Annotated in this window: 18 protein-coding genes; 4 read left to right on the top strand and 14 right to left on the bottom strand. The window is 36.4% G+C overall.

Going from position 1 to position 22,032, the window contains the following annotated elements:
- The first annotated feature begins 34 nt into the window (after positions 1–34).
- Genes surE through FJ213_02545 form a run of 4 tightly spaced genes read left to right on the top strand, consistent with a single transcriptional unit; the run spans position 35 to position 4,088 of the window.
- Entirely contained in the window at positions 35–808 is a 774-nt protein-coding gene (gene surE / locus FJ213_02560) for a 5'/3'-nucleotidase SurE (protein MBM4175042.1), read from the top strand.
- Complete coding sequence (locus FJ213_02555; GenBank protein MBM4175041.1) at positions 805–2,976, top strand: VWA domain-containing protein; 2,172 nt, start codon at positions 805–807, stop codon at positions 2,974–2,976. Before surE ends, FJ213_02555 begins: the two co-directional genes overlap by 4 nt.
- Positions 2,943–3,665 carry a ComF family protein gene (locus FJ213_02550; protein ID MBM4175040.1) on the top strand — a complete coding sequence of 241 codons (723 nt, stop codon included), beginning with the start codon at positions 2,943–2,945 and terminating at the stop codon, positions 3,663–3,665. Before FJ213_02555 ends, FJ213_02550 begins: the two co-directional genes overlap by 34 nt.
- A 12-nt stretch (positions 3,666–3,677) precedes the next feature.
- Positions 3,678–4,088: a hypothetical protein gene (locus FJ213_02545; GenBank protein MBM4175039.1), complete on the top strand. Its 411-nt coding sequence runs from the start codon at positions 3,678–3,680 to the stop codon at positions 4,086–4,088.
- Positions 4,089–4,117: 29 nt separating this feature from the next.
- On the opposite strand, the gene FJ213_02540 is transcribed toward FJ213_02545, so the two are convergent.
- The 14 genes from FJ213_02540 to FJ213_02475 all read right to left on the bottom strand — a co-directional run bounded on the left by FJ213_02540 (position 4,118) and on the right by FJ213_02475 (position 22,029).
- Positions 4,118–5,743, bottom strand: coding sequence for an arginine--tRNA ligase (locus FJ213_02540; GenBank protein MBM4175038.1), 1,626 nt, complete (start codon positions 5,741–5,743; stop codon positions 4,118–4,120).
- Positions 5,740–6,102, bottom strand: coding sequence for a ribosome silencing factor (rsfS, locus tag FJ213_02535; GenBank protein ID MBM4175037.1), 363 nt, complete (start codon positions 6,100–6,102; stop codon positions 5,740–5,742). Before rsfS ends, FJ213_02540 begins: the two co-directional genes overlap by 4 nt.
- A 3-nt stretch (positions 6,103–6,105) precedes the next feature.
- Positions 6,106–6,546, bottom strand: a complete 441-nt coding sequence (locus FJ213_02530) for a LytR family transcriptional regulator (GenBank protein ID MBM4175036.1) — start codon at positions 6,544–6,546, stop codon at positions 6,106–6,108.
- 73 nt (positions 6,547–6,619) lie between these two features.
- Positions 6,620–7,138, bottom strand: coding sequence for a hypothetical protein (locus tag FJ213_02525; protein ID MBM4175035.1), 519 nt, complete (start codon positions 7,136–7,138; stop codon positions 6,620–6,622).
- A 117-nt stretch (positions 7,139–7,255) separates the two neighbouring features.
- Positions 7,256–8,101, bottom strand: coding sequence for a pantoate--beta-alanine ligase (locus FJ213_02520; GenBank protein MBM4175034.1), 846 nt, complete (start codon positions 8,099–8,101; stop codon positions 7,256–7,258).
- 102 nt (positions 8,102–8,203) lie between these two features.
- Complete coding sequence (locus tag FJ213_02515) at positions 8,204–8,584, bottom strand: four helix bundle protein (protein MBM4175033.1); 381 nt, start codon at positions 8,582–8,584, stop codon at positions 8,204–8,206.
- Positions 8,585–8,649: 65 nt separating this feature from the next.
- Positions 8,650–9,492, bottom strand: a complete 843-nt coding sequence (locus tag FJ213_02510; GenBank protein ID MBM4175032.1) for an acetyl-CoA carboxylase carboxyltransferase subunit beta — start codon at positions 9,490–9,492, stop codon at positions 8,650–8,652.
- A 10-nt stretch (positions 9,493–9,502) separates the two neighbouring features.
- Positions 9,503–10,225 carry a DUF1573 domain-containing protein gene (locus tag FJ213_02505; protein MBM4175031.1) on the bottom strand — a complete coding sequence of 241 codons (723 nt, stop codon included), beginning with the start codon at positions 10,223–10,225 and terminating at the stop codon, positions 9,503–9,505.
- The gene (tsaB, locus tag FJ213_02500) at positions 10,226–10,894 is read right to left on the bottom strand and encodes a tRNA (adenosine(37)-N6)-threonylcarbamoyltransferase complex dimerization subunit type 1 TsaB (protein MBM4175030.1); all 669 of its coding nucleotides are present in this window, start codon (positions 10,892–10,894) and stop codon (positions 10,226–10,228) included.
- On the bottom strand, positions 10,891–11,319 hold the full coding sequence (gene tsaE, locus FJ213_02495) for a tRNA (adenosine(37)-N6)-threonylcarbamoyltransferase complex ATPase subunit type 1 TsaE (GenBank protein ID MBM4175029.1): 429 nt from the start codon (positions 11,317–11,319) through the stop codon (positions 10,891–10,893). The genes tsaB and tsaE overlap by 4 nt, the downstream gene beginning before the upstream one ends.
- Positions 11,319–12,881, bottom strand: a complete 1,563-nt coding sequence (locus tag FJ213_02490; GenBank protein ID MBM4175028.1) for a bifunctional response regulator/alkaline phosphatase family protein — start codon at positions 12,879–12,881, stop codon at positions 11,319–11,321. Before FJ213_02490 ends, tsaE begins: the two co-directional genes overlap by 1 nt.
- Before the next feature lie 15 nt (positions 12,882–12,896).
- Positions 12,897–19,766 (bottom strand): cell surface protein SprA, encoded by a 6,870-nt coding sequence (sprA, locus tag FJ213_02485; protein ID MBM4175027.1) that lies wholly within the window; start codon positions 19,764–19,766, stop codon positions 12,897–12,899.
- A 209-nt stretch (positions 19,767–19,975) separates the two neighbouring features.
- Positions 19,976–20,677: a diadenosine tetraphosphatase gene (locus tag FJ213_02480; GenBank protein ID MBM4175026.1), complete on the bottom strand. Its 702-nt coding sequence runs from the start codon at positions 20,675–20,677 to the stop codon at positions 19,976–19,978.
- Positions 20,677–22,029, bottom strand: coding sequence for an acetyl-CoA hydrolase/transferase family protein (locus FJ213_02475; protein MBM4175025.1), 1,353 nt, complete (start codon positions 22,027–22,029; stop codon positions 20,677–20,679). Before FJ213_02475 ends, FJ213_02480 begins: the two co-directional genes overlap by 1 nt.
- Between the last annotated feature and the right edge of the window lie 3 nt (positions 22,030–22,032).

Here is a 22,032-nt window from a genome sequence, read left to right as displayed (position 1 = left end):
TGAACCAAAATGATATTATCTCTAAATTTGTTTCATGAAGAAAAAATATAAGATACTTGTTTCAAACGATGATGGAATATCGTCAAAGGGAATCGTTGCATTACGAAATGCTATGCTTGAATTAGGTGAAGTAGTTGTTTATGCCCCGCACAAACAGCAAAGTGCCGTTGGACATGCAATCACAGTTCAAACTCCGTTACGAATCGAACCGCATTTTGTAAACGATGAATTGTTTGGATACGCTGTTACCGGAACACCCGCAGACTGTGTCAAACTCGCAATTTCATCTATGATGGATGACCCGCCTGACTTAGTAGTTTCAGGAATTAACCATGGGGCGAACATTGCAATAAACGTTCTTTACAGCGGAACGGTTTCTGCTGCAACCGAGGGAAGAATTTTAGATATTCCATCGATTGCTTTCAGTATGACCACTTTTGAACCTGAAGATTTTTCTTATGCACAAAAAGTTGCAAAACAAATTTCAAAAGAAGTTTTAGAAAAAGGGCTTCCGCCCGGCGTTTTATTAAATGTAAATATTCCCGCTGTGCCTGAAAGTGAAATTCGAGGTATCACAGTGACTCGGCAAGGTAGATCGAAGTGGAACGATATTTACGAACGGCGGATCGATCCAAACCAGCGTGAATATTTTTGGCTGACTGGCTCTCTCAAAAAACTCGATATAGAAATCGATTCAGATGTAATTGCAACTCACGAAAATTTTGTTTCGGTTACTCCAATTCAATATGACCTAACCGCATACGATTTTCTTCCGCATCTAAAAAAGTGGAATCTCAACGGTAAATGACTTTTACTGAATCTCTTTTTCTTACTCCAATGAGAATTTCGATCTCCTTTGGGCTGTCAGCTTCCATTCTCATACTGCTTTGTGCAGTGATATTAGTTTCGGTTTATTTTTATTACCGAAGAACAATTCCATCTATTGAATCTAATTGGAGAATCTTTCTTGCTGTTCTGCGCGGCTTAGCGATATTTGGAATTCTTTTAGCAATAGCAGAATTAACTTTTAATATTTCATCAGTGCTGGAGAAGAAATCGACTTCAATTTTTTTAATAGATAACAGTAAAAGTATGCTGCACGATCAAAACTCTTTAAATCGTGCTATTGATAACTTGAAAAATGTTTCCGGCTCCGATCAAGCTGAATATCAGTTCTATCATTTTGCAGAAACTATCTCAGATTCACAAATTTCTCCTGTAGATGATTTACTATTTACAGGAGCCAGTACAGATATCTCTTCAACCTTAGAACTTCTTAATAAATTAAAAGATGAAAAGAACCTTCAGAATGTAATTCTAATCACTGATGGAATTTACAACAAAGGTGATAAGCCAATTCATATCGCTGAAAAGTTAAATGTACCGATTTTCACTATTGGAGTCGGTAATCCGAATAAACAAAAAGATCTGATTGTAAAAGATATCATCACAAATGACAATCTATATGTTGACAATAATTCCCCTATAAAAATAAGTATTGTTAATAATGGTTATGATGCGAGAGAAATTGAAGTATTCTTATTAGAAGATGGGAATCAAATTGATGCGAAAAAAATTAAGCTAATTGGAAATTTCAATGAAATAGAATTTGATTACACTCCAAAGTCAGATAGTGAAAAGCGTTTAACAGTTAATGTTAAAGCACTTACTGATGAAGTTACTGCAAAGAACAACTCACTTTCCAAATATGTGAATGTCTTAAGCAATAAAATAAAAGTGCTTTTAGTGGCATCTGGCGCATCTGTTGATTTAAGTTTTATCAAGCAGAGTCTGACTTCCAAAAACGATTACAACGTGAAAACTCTTGTCGAAAATCTTGGCCATGGATTTCTTCCGAATAGCACTAATAAAAGTTTTCTTGATTCAGCTGACGTTATATTCTTTGTTGGATTCCCGGGAATAAATTCCTCACAAAACTTTCTTGATGAACTAAAATCAATTATTCAAAGAAAAAATCTTCCCTTATTTACTTTAATATCTAACGAAAGTGACTTTTCACGCTTGCAATTTTTCAACGATTATCTTCCTTTCGAGTGGGGAAATCCGTATGGAGATGTGTCGCAAATTTTTATTGACATAAGAGAAGGTTTAGCAAAGAATGAAATTTTGAACATTGATGAATCAAATTCTTTTAACATTTGGAATACGTTTCCCCCAATCTTTCGTGTCGATAGAGATTTCCGCAGCAAACCTGAATCTGAAATTCTTTCATATTTCAAAATTCAAAATAATCGGGTCAATCAACCCTTAATTCTCTCAAGGAAAATAAATCGTCATCGTTCAATCGCTTTCATTGGTTTTGGTATATGGAGGTTGAAATTGCTCAACGCATTAAAAACAAGCGAGAATGAATATTTTGATAATTTTATTAATAACTCCATAAAATGGCTTAGTTCGCCAGAGATCTCCAAAAACTTAAAATTAAATCTCTCGAAAAAAATATTTGACTCGTCCGAACGTGTAATTGTATCGGGACAGTTTTATGATGAAAGCAATCAAGCAGTTTCGAATGCAAACATTTCGCTGGATATCTCCAAGGAGAATCAACCAATTATTAACGCAATTCTTGAGCCGATCGGCAGCGGGTTATATCAATTTGCTTTATCTGATCTGACTGAGGGGGATTATTCTCTCAAAGTTTCAACAGACTACGGAGGACAAAAATATTCAGATGATGGAAAGTTCTCTGTCTCAGAAACTGAACTTGAATATCAAAATCTCACTATGAATGAAGGGCTGCTGAAACAAATTGCAGAGATTTCTGGTGGAAAATATTTTTCTGCAGAAGCATCGGATAAACTCTTCTCGGATATTAATTCATTTCTAAGTCAACGAATTGTTGAAAACGAAGTACATGATTCCATTCAGTTTTGGAATTCATTTTATCTTTTAATCGGAGTAATTTTTCTATTGGCAGCAGAATGGTTTATCAGGAAAAGATTGGGTTTACTTTAAACCCAGTAAAAAACTTTTTAATTGACTGCGTTGATTTTCTATTTCCCAATCTATGCCATCTCTGCGATAGAAAACTGACTCGCTCAAGATTTGTAATTTGTGAAGACTGCATCTCAAAATTAACAAAAGCCGATCAAACTGATTTGGATAATTTTTATTCTGAGCACTTTACTGCTTCAGATATCGTCATAAACTTCTACTCGAAATATTTATTCACGAGAGAAGGTAACTTCCAGAGATTAGTGCATTCGCTGAAATATAATGGGATTTCGAAAATCGGTATCCAAATCGGAAATGAAATTGGAAAAGATTTATCTAAGTTAGATTGGTTTGAGAAAGTCGACTTCCTCATCCCTGTCCCATTACACTACATTAAGAAAATCGAAAGAGGATATAATCAATCCTTTATGATTTGCAGAGGAATAAATGAGTTCACACAAAAGCCGATTGATACAAAGATCCTAAAAAGAGTCAGAAATACTAAAACTCAAACCCTCTTGTCAAAAGAAGAGAGGCAGAGAAATATGGAGGGAGCATTTGTGATTATCAACCACTCTGAAATAAAAAACAAAAACATAGCAATTGTGGATGATGTTTGTACCACCGGTTCAACTTCGCAGGAATGCTTAAAAATTTTATTTGAAAATGGTGCGGCATCCGTTTCAATAATCACCTCAGCCATTGCATAATTGTGTAAAAATATGAATTCAGTATTAAATTTTATTCACGGTCACAAAAAACTTATTTACTTCACGTTAGGCGTTTATTGGATTGTATTAGTCATTTTGACTTCGCTTCCTACTACTTCACTTCCAAAAGTTGGAATGAGCGATAAGGCCCAGCATTTTCTTGCATATTTTTTCTTAGCGGTCTTGCTTGATTTTTCTCTTCGTATCCAGAAAAAATTTGGTTTAAAACAAAACGGTCATTCATATTTTAGCCTGCTTATAGTAACTCTTTATGGAATCTTCGACGAGGTACATCAATATTTCATTCCTGGGCGGTTTTGTGAGTTTTCGGATTTCATTGCAGATCTAATCGGAGGAATTTGCGGAGTGTTGTTCGTCTATTTCTTGTTACGTAAAAATAAATCGCAAGAATCTGCTTCGTAAATAAGTGGCGGATTAGTTGATCAGAATAATTACATCTTCTCAGGGGCAGAAATACCGAGGATTTTCAAACCATTTTGTAAAACAATTTGCGAAGATAAGCACAATGATAACCTTGCACCCGTGAGATTTTTTGGCTGTCCAAGCACACGGTGATTGTGATAAAACTTGTGGAAAAATCCCGCAAGATCATGTAAAAATGTAATCAACAGCAGCGGTTCGAAATTCGATGCTGATGACTCAACAACTTCAGGAAACAATTGAAGATGTTTGATAAGCTCAAGCTCTTCTTCTTCAATTAGTAATTTAAAATCCTCCGTTGGATCGTGCCCTTCTTCTTTGGCAAGTCTTAAAATTCCGCAAATCCTGGCGTGAGCATATTGCAAATAAAAAACAGGATTTTCATCAGAATGTTTCTTGGCAAGATCAAGATCAAAATTCAAATGACTCGAAATTGAACGCATCAGGAAGAAATAACGAACCACATCAGCGCCAACTTCATCAATCAGTTGATCGAGGGTGATAAAGTTTGCTTTACGCGTCGACATCTTTACCACTTCCCCTTTTTCCATTATTGTTACGAACTGATGGATCAGCACTTTAACTTTTGACTCATCGTAACCTAAGATTTTTAATCCTGCAAGCACATCGGGAAAAGTCGCCATATGATCTGAGCCAAAAATGTCTATCATTAAATCGTAATTTCTTTTGAATTTCTCAATATGGTAAGCGATATCAGGCAGCCTGTATGTAGGTTCTCCTGAGCTTTTAACAATTACTTTGTCGGCCTCCATTCCAATATTTTTTAGTGAAAGCCAAATTGCTCCTTCACTTTCATAACTGAAACCCAAGGATTTGAGTTTCTGCAGAACATCATCGATTTTTTTTTCTTCATAAAGGGTATTTTCATTAAAGTAAGAATCGAACTTAATACTAAGTCGGTTTAGTGTTTCTGCTATATCTTTAAATATTTCGCGCTCGGCTATTTCTTTGAAGTAATTTTCATCTTTCGATTCAAGAAGATTATTCCCAAGCTTATCAAAGATTGTTTTGGCTATATCAGTTATGTATTCACCCTGATAATAATCTTCCGGAAAATCGACACTTTCTCCGCACAAAGATAAATAACGAAGTCGGACAGAATCACCCAGCACGCGCATTTGCCTGCCAGCATTATTGAAATAATATTCCCGATCAACATCAAATCCAACCCATTCTAAGATATTTGCGATAGTGTCTCCGAATACTGCATTTCTACCATGTCCCACTGTCAGTGGGCCAGTTGGATTTGCTGAAACAAATTCAACTTGCGCTTTTTTCCCTGAATGAAGATTGCTTCTGCCGAAAGCACTTTTCTGATCGATGATTTCTTTGATAAGAGAGGAGATAAACTCTTTTTTGAATTTAAAATTTAAAAATCCCGGTCCGGCAATTTCAATTTTTTCAATTGCATCTTGAGGATCAGTCAAATTTGAAATAATTTCCTGGGCTACATCGCGGGGATTCCTGGACAAAGTTTTTGCGATAGTAAGTGGATAATTGGTTGCTAAATCGCCATGCTCTTTGATCTTTGGAACATTAAAATAAACTTTTTTAGGTTCAATGTATGAGAGCTTTTTAGATGCGTTTGTAAAGAGAGTGGATAAATACTTTTTCACTGAATGAGTTTTTCCTCGTCATCAATCTCAGTTCTTTGGGCATCGGACCAGAGCTTTTCGAGCTTGTAATATTCTCTAGCTTGCGGGCTGAAAATATGTAATACAACATCAACGTAATCTACGAGAACCCAGCTCGCAGCTTCTTTCCCCTCAATATGCCAGCACTTTATTCCGTCTTCAGAAAGTTTGTCGACTACATTATCACGAATTGCTTTTATATGCGGCTCTACACTACCTGTGCAAATAATGAAATAATCCGCCAGCGTTGTAACTTTGGTTAAATTCAGTACAACGATCTTTTCTCCTTTTTTCTCCTGAATGTGAGTAATAATCTGATCTTTTAAGTATTCACTTGACATTTTCTACTCTAACTTAAATTTCTCATAATCTGCACCAAGTACAATCGTTACGTCTAAAAAGAAATCTTGATTGATCTCAGTCCTAATTTGCTCAAAATTAATTCCCAATGTTCGAGCAATTTTTTTGGTATTAGATGTATTACCAATTCGATCAACTACATAACTTTGTAATACATCGTCTCGCTTATAATTTCCCTGCTGAACAACATCAATGTTTTTACTGCGAAGATAGTTTGTAACTTTTTCTGCTAATCCACGAACTTTTGTCCCATTCAGTACCTCCACTTGAATTATTGCACCAGTTGGATTTTCTGCTTCTAATTCTTCCTGACTTTTAACTGAAAATTTTAAATAAATAGTATATGCAACAAAGAGGATTATTATTATAAATATAAATAGGAAAATGTTTAACAGTGTATTTTTGCCCGAACTCTGTGCTGCCACTTAATTATTTCTTTAGTATAAAAAAAACCGAGATGACTCGGTTTGAAAAAAAATTATAATTTGTTTCGATGAGTTATCTTCCAATGTACCAATCATTAAATCCGTTCGCATCATAGAAGTAATTACCATATCGTGAGAATCTATAATATGGGTTGAAATAACTCAATCCCATCGGCATGTTTCGATATTCGATATTCACCATGAAATTTTCGCTTGGCCGCCAATTTAAAGCTGCACGGCTTACGTAAATTCCATTGAAATCATTTTGAAATTCTTTTCCGAATGAGTTGTATGGAGAATGCATTAAGCTCACATCGACCTGCATTGAAAGTGGATCTGCAATTTGGTAAAACATAGAGTTGGTATAGACGCCAAGTGCCATACTGTTTCCTCCAAACGTGCTGAATGACATGTTGTAGCTATGGAACATCCTAAAATTGTCCGGATTTATAAATCCTAACAACATACTGCTTTGAGGGCGACTAAGCATTGCTTCACCTACGTTCGGCTGCTGAGGTAATTGACTTTTCAATTGCGCTATGGCAAAACATGATGCCAGCAATAGAACCGATATGATAAATCTTATTTTCATACTATTCCTTTATGAAACTACTTACAATTAGTAAACAATTTCTTGTACAAATGCAATATATTATTTGTTTCTATTATTTTCAAAAAATGATGAATGAACAAATGCTCAGACTTAATATCATAAGATGATATTGTCAATTAATCTCGTCTTTCCGAATCTGGCAGCCGCGAGCATATAGACTGTGTTTGGAAATTCAACTTTATCAACTTTTTCAAACGTTTCCACATCGACGACTTCCACGTAATCAAGTTGAGCGATTCTTGATTGTGAGATGATTTCTATCGCTTTGTTTTTCAAAATCTTTACAGATTTTTCACCAGTCTCGGATAACGCTTTTGCTGTGTGAAGTGCTTGGTTTATTACCAATGCCTCCTTTCTTTCGTTGGAAGAAAGATAAATGTTACGCGAACTCATTGCCAAGCCGTCTGCTTCACGAATGATCGGCTGCACTTTGATTTCAACTGGCAAGTTCAAATCTTTGACCATCTTTTTTACGATAAATACTTGCTGTGCATCCTTCTGACCAAAGACTGCAAAATTAGGTTGAACAATATTAAAAAGTTTTAAGACAATTGTTGCAACACCCTCAAAATGAGTCGGACGAAATTCACCTTCTAGTAATTGACTATAATTTTTTACAGAGACAAATGTTTGATAATTGTATCCATAGATCTCTTCAATGGATGGGATGAATACAAAGTCACATTTTTCTTTTTCGAGAAGATGTAAATCTCGTGCTTCATCACGCGGATATCGATTGAGATCTTCATTCGGTGAAAATTGAGTTGGATTTACAAAAATCGATACTACACAAACATGGGAGTTTTGTTTCGCAAATCGAACAAGATTTAGATGACCTTCATGCAGAAAACCCATTGTCGGAACAAATGAAATTATGCTTCCCGTTTTTTTGGTCTGACTGAGATTTTTTCTAAAGTCAGAAATTGATTTTATTATCTTCATTCACCGGTCGCTTATAAAAAAGATTCCATAAATAGTGAGTTTCTGAGAGTATAAATTTATGTTTTTAGTTAATGGTTGTTAGTTTTGGTTTTTGGTTTTTAGTTATTTCTTCGAAATATTTTTTGTGTCATTCAGCTCGAGGAAACGAATAAAGGAAGTTGAGCCTTTTAACAATACAGTATATTTATCAGCAATTTCAGAGGCGAGCTTTTCAGTTAAGAATTTTTTTCGGGCAGATTTAAGAATTCCCCTGCGAGTTTCTTCCATCTCACCTTTTGCAATCTGAAGAAATCTGACTTTTTCTTTGGTAGTTGATTTATGATAATGTTCTGCGATATTATTCGATACTGATGATGACCTCCGCAATTGGTCAACTGAACGGTAAAATTCATCTCTTGGAAATGATTGTGTGACTTCATGAATCATTACCTCCAAATCTTCCGCAAGTTTGTAAATCCACAAATTGTCTAAACCAGTAGCCATTTAAACTATTTATTTAATTTCGAACCATTAACCATTAACTACAACTAATAACCAAGAACCAAAAACTAATTCTTAAACAACTGTAAAAGCTGAAATAGTTTGTTCTTCAATTCTTTCCTGTGGCATATAAAATCAACGAAACCTTTTTCGAGCACAAATTCCGAAGTTTGAAATCCTTTTGGTAGATCTTTTCCGGTCGCTTGTTTTATAACTCGCGGACCGGCGAACCCGATCAATGCACCTGGCTCTGCGATAATCACGTCTCCGAGCATTGCATAACTTGCTGTGGTTCCTCCTGTTGTTGGATCTGTAATGATTGAAATATACGGAACTTTAGCTTCTGCAAGCTGAGTTAATCTCGCACTTGTTTTGGCTAATTGCATAAGAGAAAGCGCAGCTTCCATCATTCGAGCACCGCCGCTTTTAGAGATTACGATTAACGGATTTTTCGTTTTAGTGGCTTTCACAATTGCACGAGCAATTTTTTCTCCGACTACCGAGCCCATACTGCCGCCAATAAAAGCAAAATCCATTATTGCAGCAACAACTTCTTCGCCATCGATTTTTCCGGTTCCAGTCCGAACCGCATCGTATAAACCGGTAGACTTTATTGCTCCCTTTATTCTATCCTTATATTGTTTTGAATCTGTAAACTCGAGTGGATCAGCAGAAGTCATTTTTTTGTCCATCTCTTTGAATGAACCTTTATCGAACAGAATATCGATGTACTCGGCACTTCCAATCCGAAAATGAAAATCACATTTGGGACATGTGTGAAGATTTTGCTCGAGTTGTTTCTTATGAATTATCTCGCTGCATGAATCGCATTTTATCCACATCCCATCCGGTAATTCTTTTTTAGTGGTGCCTGATTCAATACCACTTTTTGTTCTTTTAAACCACGCCATTATAAACTCCTTATCTTTTTACAACTTCTGCTCTTAATGTAAGATGGAATTCCGGAACATCTGGATCGTTAGTTTTTACTGTTACCATTCTCGATATCGAACCGAATCTATTTGCAGTATCCATTTCGACTCTGATTTCACTCGATTCCCCTGGAGGAAGTTTACGTTTCTTGGGAATCGCCGCTGTACAGCCGCATGATGTTTGTATATCATTTATTGCAAGCGTATCGGTCCCAATATTTTTGAATTTAAATACAGTGTCGAAAATTTTCCCTTCTTCGATAATTCCAAAATCATGTATGATCCTGTCAAACTCAATCTTGGGCTGTGGCTTACTTTCTTTTTCTTGACTTACAAAAACGTCTGCTTTTATCGTAATTGCTTTTTGCGGATAGATTGGATCGTTGCTGTAAACATATATGATATTCGACTGCATTCCCAATTTACCTTTTGAATTATATGTAACTTTCAGGGATCCTTTTTCTCCTGCTGCAAGGGAACGCTTTGTTAATAGTGCGGCAGAGCATCCGCAGGACGTTGAGACATTTGTTATCTGAAGAGTATCACCTCCACTATTTGAAAATTCAAATGTGAAATCGATCACTACGCCCTGTTCGATTTTACCAAAATCGTGACTCTCAAAATTAAAGTGTATTTGCGGAGTGATAAATTGTGCAAATACGGATACCGAAAATAAAGCTAAACTGAAAATTATTTGTTTTAACATAACCATCTACTTTCTAATTTTTGGCACAAAGTTTTTTAAATAAATTGGCTCGAGATAATCGAAATTATCAATGAGATATTTCCATTTATCGGTTTGCACGAGCAAGCAGCCAGAAAAAGAGTTGGGTCTTACTCGAACAATATTCTTCAAAATTTTTCCAAATTCTTCTACACACTTGGAATCTTCAGGGATTATGAGAAAATCTGAAGCAGTTCCAATTTGAATTGCTTCATGTAAATTTACCAATTCAAATGAATCAATTAAAGTAAATTTTTCTCCCGAAACATTATAATTTGCTGAATAAAATTCATCTTTTCGTGAATCTATTAGAACTGATACTCTTCCCGAAACATTTTTAATGCGGATTGCCGCGGAAACTAATTCTTCAAATGAGGTATAGCCATATAGTTTCAATTCTGATCCGAATGCTAATCCCTTTGCAGTCGAAAGACCAATTCTTAATCCCGTAAACGTTCCTGGACCTAAATTTACTGCAATCCCATCAAGCGAATGCAATTCAAACTTCAGCTCAGCGAAGATATCCGAAATTAATCCAGTAATTTTTTCGGCATACGCTAGACTCTCCTTAATCGAGACAGCGCTCATTAGATTTTGTCCATCTGAAATAGATAAGCTTAAAGTCTGAAAAGCAGTGCTAATACCGAGCAGTTTCATTGCGCAATGTCTCTGATTGTAATTTCCCTCTCATTTTCAGTTTCAAGATTTTTGAACTTTACTTCAATATAATTTTTCGGGAGAATTTCCCTTACGAGATTCGCCCACTCGATTAAACAAATTTCTTTGCTGTAAAAATAATCTTCGTAGCCGATATCATACAATTCTTGAATAGATTTTATCCTATAAAAATCAAAATGATAAATTATTGCTTCTCCGTGATATTTGTTTATAAGTGAAAAAGTCGGACTTAATGGAGTTTCAATTGCATTCAATCCTGAACAAATTCCCTTAACAAAAATTGTTTTTCCACTACCGAGTTCACCGATTAGTGCAACCAAATCCCCTTTTTTGAGAGAACTGGAAAACTTCTTTCCAAATTCAAAAGTTTCTGATTCGCTTTTGGAAATAAATTTACCGCGCATTATAATTTCGGTTCGAGAGTAATTATCGGAAGTATTAATTCTTCCATCGAGATGCCGCCATGCTGAAAAGAATCTTTGTAAAGATTTAAATATTTATTGTATTCAGTTGGGTAAACAAAGTAATAATCTTCTTTTGCGATGATGTAATTAATTGTCAATCCCCTCTTCGGAAGTTTGTAGTCAATCGGATTCCGAATAAATATCGCCTGCTTCGCTTCTGATTTTAAATTCCTGCCAAACTTATATCGTAGATTTGGCAGTGCTTCTCGATCGCCAAGTACTTTTGCTCCATGCATACAACGTATGCTTCCATGGTCAGTTGTAATGACTATGCGTACATTTTTTTGATTAGAAAGATTCCTAAAAGTTTTTAACAGAGATGAATGTGTAAACCAACTTTGCGTGAGTGAACGAAATGCTGCTTCATTCGGTGCAATCTCTTTAAGAATCGCTGAATCAGAGCGAGAGTGAGCAATCATATCTAGATAATTCACAACTACTGCAGTTAAATTATTATTCACTAGTGTTTGAATGTTCTGCTCAAAATTTCTTCCGTACTCAGGATCAATAATTTTAAAATATTTTAGTTCACTATGGAGCTTAATTCTCTTCCGTTCAAGTAATTTCTCGAGAAGTTCTCTTTCGTGTTTATTGTGTGAATTTTCATCATCATGCTGGTGCGTCCATAATTCTGGATAGTACTTTTCAATTTCAGAAGGAAACAAGCCGGCAAAAATTGCGTTTCTTGCATAAGGCGTTGATGATGGTAGAATTGAATAATAAGATTTTTTTGAAATATTAAAATAAGGATATAACATTTCTTCCATCACTGCCCACTGATCATATCTCATACAATCGAGGACGAATAAGAAAACATTGTTCTTTTGTTTCAGCAACGGAAAAACAGAATCTTCGACCACATCTATAGAGAGATTTGGACGTGACTCGTCCGAATTCAGCCAATTTCTGTAATTTCGCTCAATGAACTTTGAGAATTCTTTATTTGCATTTCGTTTTAAATCGAGAAAAGTATGTTCGAGTTCGAGATCTGAATGTTTGGTTAGTTCTAAATCCCAATTAATTAGTTTTAGATATATGTCTACCCAATCATCGTGATTTAGTTCAGAAAAAATTCGCTGAGAAAGTAAATTAAAATCCTGAAGATAATCTTTTGAGACATATTCGGCGGAAATGTTTTTCTTCTCAAGGAATTTTTTACAGACTAATAAAACTTGGCTCGGATTAACTGGCTTTAAAAGATAATCATTAATTTTACTTCCGATTGCTTCGTTCATTAATGTTTCTTCTTCATTCTTCGTGACCATAACTACTGGAACATTAGAATTGATCTCTTTGATTTTTGCAAGAGTTTCCAGCCCCCCCATTCCGCTCATCATTTCATCAAGAAAGATTAAGTCAAACTTAGCACGTGAGACAAAATCAATTGCATCCTCTCCATTTGTTACTGTTTCGACATCATAACCTTTTTCGTTCAAAAAGATTATGTGAGAACGAAGCAATTCAATTTCATCATCGACCCAAAGTATTTTTCCTTTTTTCATCTGCAAACTCTTGTTTCAAATTGTAATTCGTACATCTAATCCTGCTTCATTTGTCGTTGTTGGTGGAATCCGCGAAGCTCCTTCTGGTGTAACACTGGATCGTTTGTAAAAGATTGAAAGCGTTACTCGCGAACTCATTACATATTTAATTCTCGGTTCAATTGTTGCTCGCGTAGTGCCGTCCTGCGGTGTTCCTTCTTCCTTGAATTTTAGCATATCGTAAATAACTGTCGAGTTTTTCATTTGAGTATACGAAATAGAAATATCAATATCATTTTTCAAAGAGATACCAAATAAAGGAAGCTCGAATCCGGACTTAGTAAAATTGATGGAAACATTAATATCATTTTGAAATGTTTCCGTAATGTTTTTCGTTGCTAATCCCAAATCGTAAGAGACATTCGCTCCGAATTTAATATTCGCTCCTAAATTCCCTCCCCAAAGAGGAAGAAATGTCATTGACAATCCCAAAAACGGTTGAAATCCATAAGATATTTTTTGTGCTTGGGTTTCTTCGTTTCCATCTGGATTGATTTTCCATCCTCGCGTATAACTCGATGTATATGCATGATTTAAAGAAACTCTCTGTGCAAACGAACTAAATAAGAAAAATTTTTCTAATCCATCCCAGCTCAAACTCCAGTTCGGTCGCGGAATGTATCTGATGAATTGTTTAAGACCTGGAAGTTTTCCCAAAATTGGGAATGTTTCAAATCCTTCAACGAAAGCGTTTGCGAGATTTTCAGTTTGATTCTCCGCTTCGACATCGTACAGTTCATGAACTTTCTTAATACCGTTTCCAAAGAAACTGAAAATCAGAACCGGAGGAAAAGTCAAGAACGATCTATCAGTTGTACCAGTTGAAGCAAAGTTTACGACGTTAACATTTCCAAGCGAATCTGTTTGCAATGATGTATTTTTATTATAAGACCAACCGACCTTCCACGTTAAATCAATCCTGGCACCTTCCCACAATGGCCTCGATGTTCTGAAGTCAAGATTATTTCTTTGTCCGACAGCATCGGTTAAATTTCCTCTCGTGGCACGAGGTCCAGCTTTAAAATCTAATCCAAGCTGGTAAAGCCGCGATGGTCCTTGCTCATTTCGATTAGGCAGCCAGAAATTCCACAAATTTGTAATTCCTGTACCTTCACCTGCGAGCCCGGAATTTGCCGAAGTATTCCCTTGAGTGAAGTTTATTGAAATGTTTTCATAATCAAAAAAGAGCCATTTCGAAATTGATTTGAGCATTAATAAAACGGAAGTAACAGGACTTTGTTTTGGAGTTTCATCAACAGGTTCTTCGATTACTTGAGTTGTATCTGGTGCAGGTCCGTCTTCATCTTCTTCCTGAATTCTTGGTTTCCTTCGCTCTCGGCTTCTCGGATCCGGCTGCTGCGGCTGTTGCGGCGCCGACTGATCAGGTGACTCTTTAAACAATGGATCGAATAGCTGTTTCAATCTGAAATTCATTCCGAAAGTAATATTATTTGCAAAACTTGCCGCACGTCCAAGCTCAGCTTGTCTGAAGTCATTCTGCCATCGGTAATCAACAGAATAACCCATCGTGATATTCAGGAATTTATCCAATTCAAATATTGACGGCAGCTTTGGTTGTGTACGAATTTCAATTCTTTGATTGAAAGAATTATCTCTTCCAAAAAGATTTCCGCCAAAAATGTCTGACCAAATTTCTTTCTCGCTTCTTTGAACTTCGAAGACCGAATCTTTTCCGGGGAGACTACTCGGAACTGAATCAAGATATGTTTCTATGTGTGCAAGACTGCTTCCAAAATCGATACTATAATTCAATGATGGATTTAAGAAACCTCCCTCAATGAATTTCCAGCCAAATTGAAAACGTCTTGTGGTTCTGAAATCTCGAGTTACATTTGGTCTATTTGGATCAGTTCGAGTTACATTTTCTCCGCGATTCCTCGTTGCTGTAAAATCGAATGATGTAGTTGCTGGAGTATAATAAAATCTCAAATTCTTCAAGTCTTCGAAAAGTTCGAAAACGGTTCCAAGAAATGGAATGTCAACTGCTTTGAAATAATTTTCAGGACTAAAGGTGTAGGAGTAATTTGTTGAAAAATTCCAAACCCATGTTGTATTCGATTGAGTAACAGGATTTCTGCTGAAAGATTTATTGTAATTAAAAGCGAATCCCAAATTATTCCATGTATCTCGGATCAGCCAAAAGTCAGTCGGAATTTTAATTCTAATACTTGGAAGTGAGTATGTATCTGACGTTCCGACGGTTTGTGAACTCGTTTTTAGAGCATCTGCTTCTGCTTGAGCGGCACGTTCGTCTTCCCCTTCATTGATCATTTTTTCATAAATTTGTTTAGCTGCCTCTTCCACCAAAATATCTGTACCCGGTAGATAAAGAGGTTTACCAATATTTTCGGTATGTGAATAACTGAATCTTAGAGAACTTTGCCGCATATCTGCCGGCAATAGTTTAACTATATCGATATCTGCAGAGACTCCCCAACCACGAGAAGATACACGCGATCCGAATCTTTGTTCAAGCGGGTGAAAGAATGGGTTAGTCTCGTTCAAATTTGCTGAAATATTTATAAAATCCGCCAACTTGAGTGAAACATTAGTTGAGTATGCCCACCCTTCTCTATCATCGGCTCCAATTAAACGGAGTTCGTTCACCCAGATCTGTCCGGAAATATCGTTCGAATGCAAATTCGCATTTTTATCTGCAGGGAAATCAACTCCTACCATAAATATACTTACGACAGTAAGACTTGGATTTCCTTTCACTGTATAGAATGAATTAGGAGGTCCATTTTCAACTGGAACAGTTATGGTTTTGCCGATCGTATCTCTTCTCTGTTTAATCGCTGTGATTTCTTTGAACTTTATTCCGATGTTCTGCCAATCATTTCTGATGGGCTCTCTATATTCATAGTAATTATTTGTATCCACACCGAAACGAAAGACTAGATCACCCCCCATCATTGATCGTTCTCCATGGTAATAGAATTTCATTTCACGATAATTGAAAACATCTATCGGTCGGAATAAGTACTTGACAGCATAACTTGATTTTCCTTCTTTCAAGCCTTCGTAAATCATTGCAAGTGATTGCTCGTTTTTATAGATCCTTTCCTCTGTGCTTGTTTGCTGCGTGCGATCCAATTCTCTTTGAACATCCGGCGGGCTGTAATAAAATGGCGAGTTATCTTCAATGTTAACTACAGAAAGATTTAAGACGTTATCTTCTTTGTTTAATTTCTGCCATTGGTTACCGACCAAATTAAATTCAGCAAGCCGAACATGAACACTGTCTTTAAATCCATTGAACCATACGCGAATGTTCTCAATAAGTGTAAAACTCGGATCTCCCTCCTTGCGGGAATAATCTCTTAATGGAATCCTTATTTGATACCATCTTGTACCTGTACCGCCGCCGACAACATATGGATTTGAAATTCGAGATGTATCGAGTTTAATTTCATAAGTATAATAACTATTCACACGATCAAGAACGCCGTTTCTATTCATGTCCTCAGTATCTGGAAATCTCCCGGCATCAGTTAAAGCAGCGTTTCCCTCAGTCCCATTTATAAGTGTATAATTTTTTGATGCTAGTGAAAATGAGAAATTATCACCACTGGGATCGGGACCGAGTGCAGGCCATCGGGCAAGTTCTTGTGCATTTGTTAAACCATCTAAACCAACATCTTCACCTTCATCGATCAGGTCGTTCAAATTTTTATCTTCTGTATCGAGTTTATTGTTAGGAATGATATCTTCGGTTATTCTGCCGAGGTCAATGTACATTCTTCCGTCTTGAGCGACTTTATCGGGTCTTATCCAGAATTCTATGAATTCGATATTCTGTTCAACAAGATTTGAAGTAGTTGAGGATAACATTTTCATCATTCCTCCCCAATTATTCTCACGAACTGAAAGAGATGGATTATAATTAAACTCTCCTCTCGAGGATGGGGAATAAATCAAATCAAGGACAGTGACATGATCTTCACCTCTTGCAACAGATTTCTGTGGCCAGATTTCCTTAACACTAACATTGCTCGGAAGTTCGTTGTACCAATATGTTTTTGCTTTGTATCCCATTTTGGTTGAATCAGGTATATCACCAAGCCGTTCAATAGTTTTAGGCGGACTTAAGTTTTTCCACGAAGTATAATGAACTCCTATCGAAAGTGTTTGTTTGGCTCCTTCAAAATCATCGACATAAGCAACACTTTCTCCTTGATCACTTATGATTGTACTTTTCTTTGTGTTAGGATCGGGATTGATATATGCGGCTTCACCCCGCCATGCAAAAGTAGACATTTCGCGTGTTGAGATTACATTGTTTAAGAGTTTGGTAATGAATGGCAGATCGGCACTTGTTCGTGCGTCAATTCCATAAATTGAATTCTGAAGCGGTTCTTCGCCAATTCGTACTTTATCACTTAAAGTTTGCTGATTGAGATTCAACATCGAAAAACCTAAGAAAGTTTTATTGGAAAATTTAAATTCTCCACGCAAACCCAATAAAGATTTTGCAGCTAATTGGAATAAAGTATTTTCTTCATATGTAATTCTTAGATCGGCATTTGGGAGAAGTGCTTGTTCATTCCGAATTATGAGCTGTCCGGTATTATAGTCTACCATATAATCAGCATTAGGCAGCAATTCTCTTCCGTCAAGTTTAACACGAACACTCCCTTCTACAATATTAAATCCAAGATTATATGAATTACGGGAACTTCCTTTGGATTGACCAACGAGAATGAATTTGTCCTTCTCGCGATCTTGTTTAGCGAACACTTGAAGCGTATCATAGACTTTCAAGTAGGCGAGTGTATCCGAAAGACTGGAAGGTAAATTCCTTCCGAACGGTTGGAGCACAGGGAAAATTATTTCCCCTGTTGAAAGATTAATTGTTTTTCCCGGTAAAAAATCGAATTTGCCGTCTGGTCGAGCGTTTTTTGAATCGTCTATTAAATCCAATCCAAATGCATTCAAAAATTTCACTCCACCAATATCATTCCGAGCGTCATCAAGAGTAATTCCGTATTTAATATCAAATGCAAATCCATCTTCCTTCACGTCACGCACACCAAGCGGATAAATATTTCTAAGCTGAAGTTTCCATGCTGTGCGAAACTGCGGCTGCAGGTTAGCCGGTTTTATTAATTTTAAAATGAGCGTGACTGTATCAGTTACGTCCGCAATGAACTCCCCGAAATATAAATCATTCTCAGGTCCTGGATCGCCCTCCATTCTGTATGCAACTGCTATTGCATCCGTTTCATTTACTTGAGTTCTGAAGGACACATATCCTGTCGCTTCATGCAAAATATATTCAGAAGGTTCAAGTTTAATGAATCTTCCTGTCTCCACTCTTCCTGGAACTACACTAACTTCACCTCGCAGAGATGCGGGATATTTTGAAGTCTTTGTTCTTGAAGGAAGATCAATATATGCATTAACTAATCTTTCTTTAGGATTGATTATTCCCGTAACTGTTTTCCATATTTCAATATCTTTAATTCGGTAATATTGAATTTCAATTGGAGTTGCATTGCCATAATATTTATTGAAAAGATTTAAGTCCCGCGATGTATCTGCATAAACTGTATCAAGAAAATAATGATTTGTTGAATAATCATACACACGCTTTTGAAAAGTCTGCGCTTCTGCTCCACCGCTTAAACTTTTTTCTTTCACTTCGCCTTTCTTCTGACTTGCAATTGCAGTCAGCATCAATGGACCAAATTGAAATCGGGATTTGACTCCGAACAACGCTTCACCACCTCCAACTAGGGGAGAAGTCTGTAATGAAACGTTTCCAGCTTCTACACTTTGAACAATTTCATCTGTGTATCCTGTGTAACGGATCTTTAGCTGGTTTTCGTATTCAAATGTATTCTGAGTGTTCCAGTCAGCAGTTATATTCAGCTTATCGCCAATTGTACCGCTAATATTTATCTGCACATCTTGTTTGAAATCTGGTTCATTGCGAACATTTCCGAGCCGTGAAGCAGTAATTCCCTCAGTACTTTCGTTACGCCAAGCACCACGAATATCAACTGCACCGCTTATCCGGAGATTGATTTTCGGAGGACCGAAAATACTAAGAACAGGATTTGAGGGAATTGGTATATCAATATTTGTGATCGACGCAAAAATGTCTCCCAGCTCTTTCTTGCCAAGTTTTGCTTCATACTTGTACGCAAGTTCCTCCCAATTCTTTCTATCGATATAAGCCAATCGAAGCTGAACATAATCTTCCAATGGAATTAATAATCTTACTCTATAATCTTTTCCATCAAGAGTTTCTCGAATTTCAACAAATCTGCCTGTTGAATCTAATTTTACTGTACGGACAATACTTCCTTCAGGCTTATCGAGAAAAAGTGAATATTTCCTTTTCTTGAATAGTGGAACGGTTATCGGATCTTTTCTTATGTGTTTAAACTGAATTAAGCGTGCTGTTGAATCCAGTGCAAGAGTATCGGCTTTAAGAATGGAATCGAGTATTGCTGCAGAATCAAGTCCAACTTGAGTAGTATCAGTTAGGAGGAGATTCTCATCTTGCGGTTCACCTTCATCATCGATCTTTTCACTCTTATCAAAATCATTTGTATCGGAGAGTGCAGTTTGCGACAACCATGGGAGATAAAATCCCCTTGATTCCTGCGAATGATCAGTAAATGAAACTGTTTCATTAGGAATCGTGCGAGAATCATCATGCTTAAAACTCTCTACAATTATCTCTTGAAAAATTGCATCGAACAATAAGTATTTATCGTACAACTCTTCCTGCTTGGGATCAAAAACAAATCCTGAAGCAAAAAAGCTTGCCGATAGGATGAATAAAATTGGCAGATGTAAAATTAACTTCTTCAAAAGTATCTTATGCTATTACTAATCAAATAAGTACAAAAAGCTACGGTAGAAAGTCAGCTATAAGACACTCCAATGCTGGTGGGAAAATTGATGACTGAAAGATGCAGGATGTTTATGTTTTCTGTAAGTCATATTAAATATGTGTTCAAATTCAAAGCAAATTTACTATTTTTTTATCAAACAGTTCCAAAATTTTCTGCATTGAGTTTTTACCGAGCAATCAAATCTTCAGCGAATACTGGAACTTCTAATCTCTCAATGACAACATTATTATCGACTATTAAGCCGGTAAGTTTATTGCCGTAAGCACATCCGGTATCAATAAAATACATCTGATAATTCTTATCAAACAATATTTCAAACTTACGGCTATGCCCAACGATTTGCAGTTTACTCAATTTCAAGTAATTGTTTCTTACCCAAAGAACCGATGACCCTGATTCAAGATCCTGACTCAGAACTTGATGAATAAAATCATCATCTGATCCGTCGAGCTCATATTCATTAAAATATTTTTTGTATTTCACTGAAATTCCAGCATGGCAGATGAAGCAATCGGTGGTATTGTAAAAGAGTTTTAATTTTTCAATAAAATCAAGATGCGGTTCAAGGCTCATCGGTCGATTTTTGTACGAACTTAAGGTCGAAAGATGGCCATTGTACAGCCACGATCGTCCCATAACCGAAGAAGGATCTCGAAAGTATGACAAAAACATTAAATCATGATTACCAAGACAACATTTTATATCTTCTGTTTGACAAAAGTCAATCGTTTCGGCTGAGAAATTCCCGCGGTCTACCAAGTCACCGACGCAGTAAACGTCAGTTTCCGGATGCTTATTCTTAATTTGATTGTAAAGTTCAGTGAGCGTTTTGATGCACCCATGAACATCACCAATTACTGCAACCATTAAATATAATTATTTTTCTTTGCGAAGTGTTTTAATTCATCTCGAAAATCTGGATGAGCAATTTTTATCATTTCATTTACTCTTTCGCGGATTGATTTCCCGTGCAATTGTGCAACTCCATATTCTGTAACGATGTAATGAACATCTGCTCGATTTGTTACTACACCAGCACCGGGACGCAATGTAGAAACTATTCTCGAAATTGTAAAATCTTTTGTAGTAGATGGAAGTGCAATAATCGGCTTCCCTCCATCTGAACGAGCGGCGCCTCGAATGAAATCAACCTGACCGCCAAATCCACTGTATAATTTTGATCCAAACGAATCCGAACAAACTTGACCCGTGATATCGACTTCAATTGCAGAATTGATGGCAACCATTTTATGATTCTGGGCAATAACAAATGGATCGTTCACATATTCTTGTGGATGAAATTCGATTGAAGGATTATTGTCAATGTAATCATAAAGTTTTTTGGTGCCGAGAACAAATCCAGCAATTGTTTTACCTGCATGCAGTTTTTTCTTACGATTTGTAATTATTCCTCGATTTACAAGATCGATCACACCATCCGAAAACATTTCAGAATGAATTCCAAGATCATTTTTTGTATCGAGGAATTTCATAACAGAGTCCGGAATGATCCCAATCCCCATCTGAAGTGTTGAGCCGTCTTCGATTAATTCTGAAATATACTTACCAATCTTAGTATAAACATCCTGCATCTCATTCGATAAATCTCCCTTTTCCTGCGGAAGTTCTGCGATCGGCTCATCAACTTCGACAATGTAATTAATTTTGTTGATGTGAATGAAACTGTCACCCAGCGCACGGGGCATATTCGGATTGACTTGTGCAATTATTGTCTGTGAATTTTCCGCAGCAGTTTTTATGATTCCGACTTCCACTCCGTAACTGCAAAATCCATGTTCGTCCGGTGGGGATAAATGGACAAATGCAAATTCAGGTTTGATATCTCCTTTCGAAAAGAGCAAAGGATATTCATACAAATAGATCGGTGAGAAATCTGCTCTTCCTTCATTAACTGCTTTTCTTGCAGCAGCTCCCATAAAAAAAGAATTATGAGAAAAATGTTTTTCCATTCCAGAGTGTAAATATGGTATATCCCCCACAGTCAAAGCATGAAGTATCGAAACATTTTCTAATTCATCCTTACGATTCACCAAAGCATTAATCAAATTCATCGGGAATGCACAGTTGCCGTGCATCACAATCTTATCGCCAGATTTTACAACTTTAACAGCATCTTCAGCTGTTTTTAATTTCGATTTATAATTTGCAAGCCAAAAATATGATTTTGTTTTAGCTGCTTCCGAGATTTCCTGTACCATTCT

The sequence above is a fragment of the Ignavibacteria bacterium genome (genome assembly GCA_016873845.1).
Taxonomy (GTDB): Bacteria; Bacteroidota; Ignavibacteria; order Ch128b; family Ch128b; genus JAHJVF01.
This window is presented reverse-complemented; position numbering and strand designations above follow the sequence as displayed.